This window comes from Arcobacter sp. CECT 8983, assembly GCF_004118855.1.
In the GTDB taxonomy this organism is placed as follows: Bacteria; Campylobacterota; Campylobacteria; order Campylobacterales; family Arcobacteraceae; genus Halarcobacter.
Genome location: NZ_PDKF01000014.1, coordinates 144717 through 157687, shown reverse-complemented (window position 1 = coordinate 157687; position 12971 = coordinate 144717). Strand labels below are relative to the sequence as shown.

The following is a 12971-nucleotide window of genomic DNA, read 5'->3' as shown; positions in this document are numbered from 1 at the left end:
GCACACATTTTTGAGTTTATTAAAATTTGTCCTATTGCATTTTTTGCTGCTTCTGACTCCTCTTTTTCGTATGCTTCTACCATTCCTTTTACAAAATCTTCTGGATGGTAAAAAGAGATATATTGACAGGCATCTGCTATACTATCGATTATATCTTTCTCTGTGATTTTTCCCATAATTTACTCCTTATGAACCTTGCACTGTTGCAAGTTTTCTTCTCATATATGCAATTTTATTTTGTAAAGGTAAGTGTTTAGGACAAGTATCTTCACAACCTAATAGAGTCATACAACCAAAAATACCATTATCATCACCAACTAACTCATAATAATCATCAGCTGTTCTTTCATCATGTGGGTCACATTCAAATCTTGCAACTCTATTAAGTCCCACTGCTCCAACAAAATCCTCTTTAATAAGTTTTGTTCCACACCCAGCTACACAACATCCACACTCAATACATCTATCAAGTTCAAATACTGCATCAGCAACTTCTGGTTCTATTGGCTCTTCAATTTGAGCAATATCAGTCTCTTTAGAAGTGTGAATCCAAGATTCAACCCTTTTACTCATTTCATCCATCCAAACCCCAGTATTAACTGATAAGTCTTTGATAAGTTTAAATGTAGGAAGAGGTAATAAAATAATTTCATCTGGTAAATCCTTTGTTAGTGTTCTACAAGCTAATTTTGGTCTACCATTAATCATCATTGCACAACTTCCACAAATTCCAGCACGGCATACAAAGTCAAAACTAAGTCCAGCGTCCATTGTTTCTCTAATTTGCGTAAGAGCAAGATAGATTGTCATACTATCTGCTTCTTGGATTTTATATTCTTCAATATGTGTTCTAATAGAGTCTTTATTTTGAGGGTCATATCTAAGAACTTTTATTGTTAATTCTCGTGCCATTATTTATCTCCTAATCTTACATTTTTTCTTTTGTATTCAGGCTGTAAAGGAAAAGGCATTAATTCATTTTGAACTTCATATCTATTTGCACCTTCATTTTCTAATTTTTCTCTTAGTTCATCAACCTCTTTTTGTCTAATTGAACTTAAAGGATTTTCTATTAAATTACCTTTTGCCCCATAACCTCTAAATCCTGGAGGAATTTCCATTTTCATAATGTCTAAGTCTTCATATTCAACTGTTGGCATAGTGTCTCCTTCTTTCCATGAAGTAAGAGTTCTTTTTAACCAGTTCTCATCATCTCTTTTTGGATAATCCTCTCTTGTATGAGCACCTCTACTCTCTGTTCTATCTAATGCTCCTTTAGCTACACATAGTGCAACTTTTAGCATCATTGGAACTCTATATGCTTCTTCTAGTTCTGGATTAGCACTTAATTGTTTATTTTTTACAGCCACATTTTTAGACTTGATATATAGTTGTTCTAATTCAACAACTGCTTTTGATAAGCCTTCCCCATCTCTAAAAATACCAACATAATCTTGCATGATTTTTTTCATTCTATTTTTGATTTTGAATACATCTTCTCCTGTATCTTTTGATACAAGCTCTTTCATGTAAGACTCTTTTTCTTTTACAAACTTTTCAATAATTTCTGTTTTGATATCAATTTGATTTTCTATACAATAATCTGCAAAATAGTTGCCAACAATCATACCCGCAACTACAGTTTCAGAAACAGAGTTTCCACCAAGTCTGTTAAATCCATGCATATCCCAACAAGAAGCTTCTCCTGCACTAAATAATCCAGAAAGAGTTTGTGATTCTCCTGTTGGTTTAGTTCTAATTCCACCCATAGAGTAGTGTTGCATTGGATGAACCGGTGCCCATCCTTTTGTACCTTCATCAGCTGGGTCAATACCTGCAAAGTATTCACAAATTTCTTGAACATCTCTTAGGTTCTTTTCAATGTGTTCCCGTCCAAGAATAGAAATATCTAGCCATAAGTGTGTGCCATATGGAGATTCTACACCTTTACCTTTTCTCATATGTTCCATCATTCTTCTTGATACAACATCCCTTGAAGCTAAGTCTTTTTTCTCAGGCTCATAATCTGGCATAAATCTGTGTCCATCTTTGTCTCTAAGAACTCCACCATCACCTCTACAACCTTCAGTTAATAAAATACCTGATGGGAAAAGTGGTGTAGGGTGAAATTGTACAGCTTCCATATTTCCTAGTCTTGCAATTCCTGTTTCTAAAGCAATAGCAGTACCGATACCTTCACAAATAACTGCATTTGTAGTAATCTCATAAATTCTTCCATATCCACCAGTTGCAATTAAAGTACCTTTTGCAACATAAGCAGCAATTTCACCTGTAATTAAATCTCTAACAATTGCACCATAACATTTCTTATCATGGTGAATTAATCCAATTGCTTCTTTTCTATCTTCTATATTTACATTTAATTTTAAAGACTCATTTGCTACTGCAAACAACATTGTATGGCCAGTTGCATCTGCTGTATAACATGTTCTCCATTTTTTTGTACCACCGAAATCCCTTGAATTAATTAATCCATGTTTATCATCATCTTCAAAAATCGTTGTTCTTTTTGTATTAATAACTGCTTCATGATTACCTTTTTTAATTCTTGTCCAAGGTACACCCCAAGCTGCAAGTTCACGAATTGCTTTTGGGGCAGTTGTAACAAACATTCTTGCTACTTCTTGGTCACATCCCCAATCTGAACCTTTTACAGTATCTGCAAAGTGAACATCTTCGTTATCACCTTCAGACATTTTTGCATTTCCTAAAGATGCTTGCATACCACCTTGAGCAGCAGCACTATGAGATCTTTTAACTGGAACTAAACTTAAAACTGTTGTACTTAAACCTTTTTGAGCAGCGGCAACAGCAGATCTTAAACCTGCTAATCCACCACCAATTACTAATGCATCACAATATTTTATTTTCATATCAAACCCTTTATTTTTTAATAATTTCTACACTATTAATTGGATGATATTTCATTGGTAATTGATCAGCTCTTTCAATACCAATTTTAATATAAGCAAACAGTGTAATAAATCCAAGTGCTAAAAAGAAGAAACTTAGAATTTTTTTAGCTTTTAACATTTTTGCTCTAGTTGCTTTTGGGTTATTGCCATCAAACCAACCCCATTTCATAGCAGCTCTATATAATCCAATTGAACCATGTAACTCAACACAGATTAATAAAACCATATATAAAAGCCACATATTTTCACTTACAACCCTATGGGCACTTGAATATGGCCCAATATTTTGTGGTTGAGTAAACATAATATAAAGATGAATAGTTGCCCCAAACATCATAATAAGACCACTAATCCATTGGAACATCCAAAATGAAGTATCAGTGTGTTTCATCATTTTTGAGTGTTCTTTTATTTTTAAGTATGTTTTATATGATGTAGGGAATTTTCTAATTCCTAAAATTGCATGTACAATAAATATTGCTGTGATTATTCCAACAAATACACTAACAATGATTGGAAGTCCTCCATCAAAAATAAAGTCTAACTCAAACATTTTTGTTACTGCATACATTGTTTCTTCACCAAATAAAATTGTAGAAACAAAAAACATATGGGCCATCATAAAAATAGCAAGTATTACTCCTGAAATTGTCAAAGCTTTATCAAGTTTTGCAGGAACTCTACTTTTTTTACCTTCTGAACTAGCACCAGTATAGGCTTCAATAACTTTCTCCATAGTATCTCCTTTGAGAATTTTTTTCTTGTTGAAAGTTTACAAATGCAAAGTGACTTTAATGTGATGTTTAATATAAAAATTTAATTTTTTTTTAAATTTGTAAGAGATGATATGTAAACCTAGAGGTTTACATATCTATTTTTTAAAGTATCTATTTGTTTCTTCTGAAACTATTTTAGATAAAAGAAGTAATGCAATTAAGTTTGGAATAGCCATAAGACCATTTGCTAAATCAGAGAAGTTCCATACAAGTTTTAATTCTGTCATTGCTCCAACAACAATAAAACTTACAAAAACAATTCTATAAAGTTTAATTGATTTATCTCCAAAAATATATTCAAATGCTCTTTCTCCATAATAAGACCAACCAAGAATTGTAGAGTATCCAAATAAAACAGTTGCAATAACAATTATAATTGCTCCAAAATCACCTAAAAAGTATTCAAAACTTTTTAAAGTAAGTTCTCCTGCATTTCCACCTGTTTGCCAAACAGGAGCCATAAGAATAATAAGAGCTGTCATTGTACAAACAACTAAAGTATCAATAAAAGTTTGAGTCATTGAAACTAATGCTTGTTTTGCTGGGTCATTTGTTTTAGCTGCTGCTGCTGCAATTGGAGCAGAACCAAGACCAGATTCATTTGAGAAAACACCCCTTGCAATACCATATCTTATTGCGGCTGCAACTGCTGCACCAGCAAATCCACCACCAGCTGCAATTGGATTAAATGCATAATAAAAAATCATTCCAAAAGCATCTCCCACTTTATCTAAATTTGTAAAGATAATAGCTAATGAAGTAGTTAGATAAATGATAATCATAAATGGAATTAAGAAAGAAGTAGTTTTTCCTATTGATTTAATACCACCAATAATTACAAAAGAAGTAATTGTTAATAAAACAGTTCCTGTAACCCAAGTTGGAGTTTCAAATTGTGCAAAAAGTGCATTTGATATTGCATTTGACTGTGTCATATTTCCTATACCAAAAGAAGCTAATATAGTAAAAAATGCAAAAAGAAAAGCTAGTTTTGGCATATTTAAACCATTTGATAGATAGTACATTGGACCACCTTTATAGCCATTTCTACCTTTTTCTCTATATTTAACTGCTAATATTGCTTCTGAGTATTTTGTTGCCATACCTACAAGACCCGTAACCCACATCCAAAAAACTGCACCTGGACCACCAAAAGTAATTGCAGTAGCAACTCCAACAATATTTCCAATACCTACTGTTGCTGCTAAAGCTGTCATTAGTGCTTGAAAGTGTGAAATATCACCCGCTGCATTTTTTTCTTTAGTAAAAATAAGTTTTAAAGCATGTCCTAAAGCCCAAAACTGCATACCTTTTAATCTGATCGTTAAAAATAAACCTGTACCAACTAATAAAATTAGCATAGGTACACCCCATACAAAATCTGAGGCAGTTGATATAATATTGTCTAAAATTTCCATTTTATACCCCTTAAATTTGAAAGTAAATATAATACCTTAGAATTAGTTAAAAAATTTTGAATAGTTATTGACTAAAGGAAATATTTAGAAGAAATATAGTTTAATACGATAAATTTTACTAAAGGAAAAAAATTATTATTTAAGATTTATTAAACTCTTACTTATAATTTTGTATCATTTCTTTTCAAAATTAAAATAAATGATAAGTATCTTAGTACAAAAATAATAATATTTAAAAGGAACATAAATGTTAGATTTAGCAATTATTGGTGGAGGACCAGCTGGTTTAACAGCTGGGTTATATGCAACTAGAGGTGGACTTAACAACGTAACAATGTTTGAAATGGGTATGCCTGGTGGACAAATTACAGGAAGTAGTGAAATTGAAAACTACCCAGGTCAAGAAAAAGTTGTAACTGGTATGGAGTTAATGGAATCTTGGCCAACACAAGCTATGAAGTTTGGACTTAAACATGAAATGCAACAAATTCTAAAAGTAAGAAAAGCTGGTGATAACTTTGAAGTAGAATTAGGTGATGGTACTAAGCAAGAAGCTAGATCTGTACTTTTAGCAACAGGTTCTGTTCCTAAAAAAGGTGGATTTAAAGGTGAAGATAAGTTCTTTGGAAGAGGAATTTCAACTTGTGCAACTTGTGATGGTTTCTTCTATAAAAACAAAGAAGTAGCTGTTATTGGTGGTGGAGATACTGCTTTAGAAGAGGCTTATTATCTTTCAAAAATTTGTTCTAAAGTTTATTTAGTACATAGAAGAGATACATATAGAGCTGCTCCAAGTACAATTGAGCATATGAAAAAAGCTGAAAACATTGAAGAAGTTACAAATGTTACTGTTGAAGAAGTAGTTGGTGATAACATGGGTGTAACTGGAATTATTGTTAAATCAAAAGAAAATGGTGAAACTAGAGAAATAGTTGTACCAGGTGTATTTGTATTTGTTGGAAGAAATGTTTTAAGTGATGCATTAAAACAAGATGATGGTTCATACCTTTGTGATGTAAATGAACAAACAGAAGTTATTGTTGATCTTAAAATGAGAACTAATGTACCAGGTTTATATGCAGCTGGTGATGTTAGAATTGAAGCAGCAAAACAAGTTGTTTGCGCCGCAGCAGATGGGGCAACAGCAGCAGTAGATATTATTGAATATTTAGGATAAAAATCTTACCAATAAAAAAGAAGAAAGAATTGTTCTTTCTTCTTTTTCTTAACCTTAGACTTAATGTTTTTTAAGTACTATATCATCTTCATTAAACTTTTTAAAATAATAGGCTGTATAATTGCAGCTATAAATTAATATAATTAATATAAAAAAAGGAAAAACCTTATGATAAATGTAGGTATTGTAGGAACTACAGGTAGAGTTGGTTCTCTTTTAATAGATGATTTAGAAGTTGACAATGAAACAAAACTTTCAGCTTGTCATGTATTTAGTAAATTAACAAAAAATGTTCCTGAAGATACAGTAATTACAAATGAGATGAAAGTATTATTAGATTCAAGTGATGTTATTATTGATTTTAGTGTACCTGCTGCAACTCAAAGCTTACTTGAGGAGATTGTTGAAAATGGTGGGACAAAACCATTAGTTATAGCTACAACTGGATTTAATAAACATCAACAAAATCTATTAATTGAAGCTAGTAAAAAAGTACCCGTTTTATATGCTACAAATATGAGTTTAGGTGTTGCTGTTTTAAATAAACTTGTATCACTTGCAAGTAAAGCGCTTAAAGATTTTGATTGTGAGATTGTTGAACAACATCACAGATACAAAATTGATTCTCCATCTGGAACAGCTTTAACATTAGCAGAACATGCAGCACGTGCTAGAGACTTAGATTTAGATGCAGTTAGAATTTCAGGAAGAGACGGTGAAATAGGTGCAAGAACAAAAGATGAAATTGGTGTTATGAGTTTAAGAGGTGGGGATATAGTTGGACGACATACTGTTGGATTATATAATGATGGTGAATTTATTGAGTTACATCATACTGCAACTTCTAGAAATACCTTTTCAAAAGGTGCAATTAAAGCTGCAAAATGGCTTGTTAATCAAGAACCGGGGCTTTACTCAATTAATGACTGTTTAGGTCTATAAAATAAAAAATAAATTAATATTAAAAATGAAAAGAAATTTCAGCACTCAAGTTCACTTTTCATTTTTTTTTAAAGGTTAAATAAATGTGTGCGATAGTTGGAATCTATGGTAATGAAAATGCCGCTAGACTTGCTTCTTTAGCTCTATTCTCTATGCAACATAGAGGGCAAGAAGCAACAGGAATCTCATCATCTTGTGATGGAAAAATTTATACTAAAAAAGATAGTGGATTAGTTTCTGAAGTATTTACTGATGAAGCATTAAATTATCTAAAAGGGAATATGGCAATTGGTCATAATAGATACTCTACAGCAGGGGGAGATTCTATTTTTGATGCTCAACCAGTTTCTGCAAAGTATAAACTAGGTGAAATGTCTATTGTTCACAATGGAAATCTTATTAATAAAAATGAAGTTAGACAAGAGCTAATAGAAGAAGGTGCAATTTTCCAAACAGAAATGGATACTGAAAACCTAATTCATCTTATTGCAAAAAGTAGCCATGAAAGATTAAGAGATAGAATTAAAGAAGGGCTAAATAAAACTATAGGTGCATACTGTTTTATTATCCAATCTAGATCTAAACAGTTTGTAATTAGAGATAGATATGGAATTAGGCCTTTATCTTTAGGAAAGCTAAAAACTGGTGGATATATTGTGGCAAGTGAAACTTGTGCTTTTGATTTAGTAGATGCTGAATTTATAAGAGATGTAAAACCAGGAGAAATGTTAATTTTTGCAGAAGGTCATGACGAACCTGAATCAATTCAACTATTTGAACCAGAGTTTAGACCTTGTGCTTTTGAATATGTATATTTTGCAAGACCAGATTCTGTAATTGATGGTAAAAATGTATATAGAACTAGAGAAAATATGGGTAGAGCTCTAGCAAAAAATGACAAAGACTCAACTATTAAAGTAGATATGGTTGTTCCTGTTCCTGATTCAGGAGTTCCTGCTGCACTTGGATATGCTGCGCAGAGTAAAATTCCATTCGAATATGGAATTATAAGAAACCACTATGTTGGAAGAACATTTATTGAACCAACTCAAGAGATGAGAAATATGAAAGTTAAAATGAAACTTTCTCCAATGAGGTCTTTAATTGAAGGAAAATCTTTATTAGTAATTGATGATTCTATTGTTAGAGGTACAACTTCTAAAAGAATTGTTAAGATGCTAAAAGAAGCAGGAGCAAAAGAAGTACACTTTAGAGTTGCATCTCCTGAAATTAAATTCCCTTGTTATTATGGAATAGATACTCCAAACCAAGAGGAGTTAATCTCTCATAGAATGACAAAAGATGAAATTTGTAAATATATAGAGGCAGATACATTAGAATATTTATCAATTGAAGATTTAAAAGAATCAATTGGTGAGGGTACTAATTATGCCCTAGAAAGCTTTGATGGTGACTATTTCGTTACAAAATAAAAAAAATATAAATAAATATCAAAATAAAGAAGTATTAACTATTGGAAGATACTTTAAGAAAAAGTTTGGACATAAAGTTTATAAAGTACCTATTTCTATAGGTGGTTTTACTTGTCCAAATATTGATGGAACAGTAGCAAAGGGTGGTTGCACCTTTTGTGAAAATGACTCTTTTTCTCCTAATCTTACTGAAAGAAAACCAAAGTTCAAACTAAATCCTAATGTAAAAGAAAACCCTTTTTTAGAAAATCAACTAAAACAGCTTGAAATGCAGTTTAATGCAACAAAGGATAGATTAAACAATAAATTTGGAGTTAAAAAATATATTGTTTATTTCCAATCTTTTACAAATACCTATGCTCCATTAGAAACACTTAAAGCTCTTTATACAAAGGCTTTATCTTTTGACAATGTAATAGGTCTTTCTATTGGTACAAGAACTGATTGTATGACTGATGAAATTCTTGATTTTTTAAAAGAGTTAAGTACTGACAAAGAGATTTGGGTTGAGTATGGAATTCAATCTTTTTATGATAAAACCTTAGAAAAAATAAACCGTGGTGATGATGCTTCAAATATGAGGTACTGGATTAAAAGAACTAAACAAAAAGGTTTAAATGTTTGTGGACATTTAATCTATGGATTACCTGATGAAAATAAAGAGATGATGCTAAAAACTTTAGATGAGACTATTGCTTTAGACGTTGATTCTATTAAATTCCATCCTTTATATGTGGTTAAAAATACTCTTTTAACAAAAGATTTTAAAAGAGGTGATTTTACTCCTATTTCTGAAGACTTATATATTGAAACTGTTGTTGAGTCAATAAAAAGGTTACCTGATACTATCTCTGTTCAAAGAATAACTGCTGGAATAGATGATAGTACACTACTATCTCCTATGTGGTGTAAAAATAAACATCAACAAATAAGTAAAATAAGAAAAGCTTTAATAAAAGAGGGATTGAAGTATTAAAAAGGGGAAAATACCTAAGATATAAATCTTAGTATTTATCCTTTAATTTTAAGTAGATAGTCAACAACATTTTCTATAAATGCATCATGTTTTCTATCTTTTCTATATGCAATATATAACTTTCTAGACATTTTATGATTTCCAATTCTTGACTCATATAAAGCACCTGCTTTAAGTAAAGACTCAATTGCATTTCTAGATACAATAGAAACAGTTGGAGTTTCATTTTTATCTGAGTGTAAAACAGTTTGTACAATAGTTGTAGCACTTGTAACTTCACTTGTAACATCAAATGTATCACAATCTGGATAGTTTGCTTTTTCTAATGACTCTTTAAAAATTAATCTAGTATGAGAATCAGGGTTTCTACATACCCATTTATATGATAATAAGTCACTAGCTTTTGCTTTTGCTGGAAGTTTTTGATTTGAGAAAATTACAATCTCATCATCCATCCATTCTCTATAGATAATCTCATCATCTGGAATATAGTTTTCAACTAATGCCATATCAATTTTTTTATCTAATAAGTCTTCAATTGCTTTGTGAGAAACAGAAACGTTGATAGAAACATCATTGTTAATATTCTCTTTTAGGTTATTTAAAAATCTTGGAAGAATATAGTTTCCAATTATAAATGAAGCACCAAATAAAAAAGTTACATCTTTGTTCATAATTTTAAGTAACTCTTTTTCCCCATTGTTTACACATCTTTCGATTTTTTGTGCAATAGAATAAAGCATTTGACCTTCTTTTGTAAGTCTAATACCATTCTTTTTTCTATCAACTACTTGCACATCAAGATAGTCTTCAATGAACTTCATTTGTTGAGTAACAGCTGGTTGAGAGATACCTAACTTGGCTGAAGCCTTTGAAAAAGACTTTTCTCTTACAACAGTTAAAAAAGTTTCAAGTTTCGCAAAATCAGTTAACATTCTTGTTGCCTTTAAAAAATTTAATGATTATAATAACATTTATTTATAAATAAAAATATTAAGAAGTGTAATTAATTTAAACAAATTATGCTATAATCTAATATATTACCTTACTAAATTAATAATCAATATTTAGAAATATACTATTTTTTTTGGGTAAATGGAGTAAAAATGTTAGAAAATTCTTTATCATCGTTAAATGAGTCTCAAAGGGAAGCTGCACAGCATATTGATGGTTCTTTATTGATTCTTGCAGGAGCTGGCTCTGGTAAAACAAAAACTATTACCACAAGACTTGCTTACCTTATTTCTATTGGAATTGACCCAAGCTCAATTTTAACTCTAACATTTACAAATAAAGCTGCAACAGAGATGAGAGAAAGAGCTTACTCTATGATTGATACCTCAATTGTAAATACTCCTCCATTACTTTGTACCTTTCATAAATTTGGACTACTTTTTTTGAAGTTTCATATGAGTGAACTAAATAGAAAAAACAATTTCATTATTATAGATACAGACGATAAAAAAAGAATTTTAAAATCAATTGATAAAGAGATAACTACATCTTTACTTGTAAGTGAAATCTCAAAATATAAAAACACATTAATAACTCCAGCTGAAGCTAAGTCAGCAGCTCAATTAAAAATCTATCAACAAATAGCAGATATATATGAAAAATATGAAGCATATTTATTAAAAAACAACCTTGTTGATTTTGATGATCTATTACTTCTTCCATATTTAATTTTAAAACAAAATGAAGAACTAGCTAAGCAGATTAGCCAAAAGTATCAATATGTGATGGTAGATGAGTATCAAGATACAAATGAATTGCAATATAAACTTCTAAGAAAACTTTGCTCAACCCATGAAAATCTTTGTGTTGTTGGTGATGATGACCAATCAATTTATGGATGGAGAGGTGCTACAATTAAAAACATCCTAAATTTTCATGAGCATTTTGAGGGAACAAAGATTGTAAAACTTGAAAATAACTATCGTTCAACTAACATAATTTTAAATCATGCAAATCAACTTATTGAACATAATAGAGACAGACTTGGCAAAAAGTTAATTGGAACAAGAAAAGAAGGTGATACTGTAAAAGTATATGAATCATCTGATGAAAATGAAGAGACAAGAAAAATCACTGATGACATCAAAAAGTTAATTGCTAGTGGCGAAAGTGCAAAAGATATTGCTATTTTGTTTAGAGTAAATGCACTTTCAAGGTCTTTAGAAGAAGGGTTTAATAAAGCTGGCTTAAACTATAGACTTATTGGTGGAATGAAATTCTATGAAAGAGCAGAAATCAAAGATTTAATTGCTTATTTTAGAGTTTTAACAAATACAACTGATAACTTTTCATTTAAAAGAATTGTAAATAAACCAAAAAGAGGAATAGGTAAAACTACAATTGATAAGCTTGATGCTAAATCAATTGAACTTAAAAAACCTATTTTTAATATTATTGAGGATTTTGAACCAGAAGAACTTAGTGCTGTTGTAGGTAAAAAGAACTCTAGAACATTAAAAGTATTTATGGCTTCAATTATGGATTTAAGAGATACATTAGAAGAATCTAAAATGAGATTCTTAGATGCCTTTGAAGATACTTTTGATTATAGAACTTCTTATGATAATGTTCCAGATGGTTTTGATAGACAAGCAAATATTGATGAGTTCTATGGTTATATAAGAGACTATTTTATTCAAAATCCACATCAAAATCTAGATGACTTTTTAAATGAAATTGCCCTTGAATCAGAACAAAGTGAATTAACAGAACAAGCTGTATCAATGATGAGTATTCACTCTTCAAAAGGTTTAGAATACAAACACTTATTTATAATAGGTATGGAAGAAGGTTTTTTCCCTATTATTGGAGATGGAAGTGATATAGAAGAAGAAAGAAGATTAGGTTATGTTGCTATTACTAGAGCAATGGATACTTTAACTATGTCTTTTGTTCATTCAAGATTCTATAAAGGGAAGAGAGCATCTTTACTTAAAAGTAGATTTTTAAGTGAAAGTGGTCTTATAAAAGGAAGTTTAACTATTGAAAAAACTTCATCATATAAAAAAGGTGATTTAGTTCAGCATAAAATTTTTGGAATGGGAAGAGTTCAAAAAGCTAACAAGGCTGGAAAAGATTATAAATTAACTATTAATTTTGGTGGAACAAGAAGAGATATTTTATCTAGTTTTGTAGAAAAAATTTAATATAAATAATGCAAAAAAAATTATACGATAATAAACCATTAAATAAATTAATTGTAGTAAACAAACCTATGTTTGTAAGCTCAAACTCATATTTAAACAGAATAAAAAGAAAATATAGAAATAAAAAAGCAGGCTTTTCTGGAACACTTGAC

General features: G+C 30.5%; 11 protein-coding genes. 5 read left to right on the top strand and 6 right to left on the bottom strand.

Annotated elements, in window-relative coordinates; all coding sequences use genetic code 11:
- From CRV01_RS12905 to CRV01_RS12885, 5 genes are all read right to left on the bottom strand, one after another.
- A partial coding sequence (locus CRV01_RS12905) for a fumarate hydratase (protein WP_258238415.1) occupies positions 1–176 on the bottom strand: 176 nt, incomplete at its 3' end.
- A gap of 10 nt (positions 177–186) precedes the next feature.
- Positions 187–912, bottom strand: coding sequence for a fumarate reductase iron-sulfur subunit (locus tag CRV01_RS12900; RefSeq protein ID WP_129008724.1), 726 nt, complete (start codon positions 910–912; stop codon positions 187–189).
- A complete protein-coding gene (locus tag CRV01_RS12895; protein ID WP_129008722.1) occupies positions 912–2894 on the bottom strand; it encodes a fumarate reductase flavoprotein subunit in 1983 nt (660 codons plus the stop codon). The genes CRV01_RS12900 and CRV01_RS12895 overlap by 1 nt, the downstream gene beginning before the upstream one ends.
- A 10-nt stretch (positions 2895–2904) precedes the next feature.
- Positions 2905–3672 (bottom strand): fumarate reductase cytochrome b subunit, encoded by a 768-nt coding sequence (locus CRV01_RS12890; protein ID WP_129008720.1) that lies wholly within the window; start codon positions 3670–3672, stop codon positions 2905–2907.
- Between the two features lie 135 nt (positions 3673–3807).
- Positions 3808–5130, bottom strand: coding sequence for a sodium:alanine symporter family protein (locus tag CRV01_RS12885; protein ID WP_129008718.1), 1323 nt, complete (start codon positions 5128–5130; stop codon positions 3808–3810).
- 247 nt (positions 5131–5377) lie between these two features.
- Between CRV01_RS12885 and trxB the strand changes: the two genes are divergently transcribed.
- The 4 genes from trxB to CRV01_RS12865 all read left to right on the top strand — a co-directional run bounded on the left by trxB (position 5378) and on the right by CRV01_RS12865 (position 9658).
- Complete coding sequence (trxB, locus tag CRV01_RS12880; RefSeq protein WP_129008716.1) at positions 5378–6307, top strand: thioredoxin-disulfide reductase; 930 nt, start codon at positions 5378–5380, stop codon at positions 6305–6307.
- A gap of 168 nt (positions 6308–6475) precedes the next feature.
- The gene (gene dapB, locus CRV01_RS12875; RefSeq protein WP_129008714.1) at positions 6476–7249 is read left to right on the top strand and encodes a 4-hydroxy-tetrahydrodipicolinate reductase; all 774 of its coding nucleotides are present in this window, start codon (positions 6476–6478) and stop codon (positions 7247–7249) included.
- 83 nt (positions 7250–7332) lie between these two features.
- Positions 7333–8682 (top strand): amidophosphoribosyltransferase, encoded by a 1350-nt coding sequence (gene purF, locus CRV01_RS12870; RefSeq protein WP_129008712.1) that lies wholly within the window; start codon positions 7333–7335, stop codon positions 8680–8682.
- The gene (locus CRV01_RS12865; RefSeq protein ID WP_129008710.1) at positions 8657–9658 is read left to right on the top strand and encodes a TIGR01212 family radical SAM protein; all 1002 of its coding nucleotides are present in this window, start codon (positions 8657–8659) and stop codon (positions 9656–9658) included. The genes purF and CRV01_RS12865 overlap by 26 nt, the downstream gene beginning before the upstream one ends.
- 35 nt (positions 9659–9693) lie before the next feature.
- Here CRV01_RS12865 and CRV01_RS12860 read toward each other — a convergent pair whose 3' ends face one another.
- Positions 9694–10593, bottom strand: a complete 900-nt coding sequence (locus tag CRV01_RS12860) for a LysR family transcriptional regulator (RefSeq protein WP_129008708.1) — start codon at positions 10591–10593, stop codon at positions 9694–9696.
- Between the two features lie 171 nt (positions 10594–10764).
- Between CRV01_RS12860 and CRV01_RS12855 the strand changes: the two genes are divergently transcribed.
- A complete protein-coding gene (locus tag CRV01_RS12855) occupies positions 10765–12819 on the top strand; it encodes an ATP-dependent helicase (RefSeq protein WP_129008706.1) in 2055 nt (684 codons plus the stop codon).
- Positions 12820–12971: the final 152 nt, after the last annotated feature.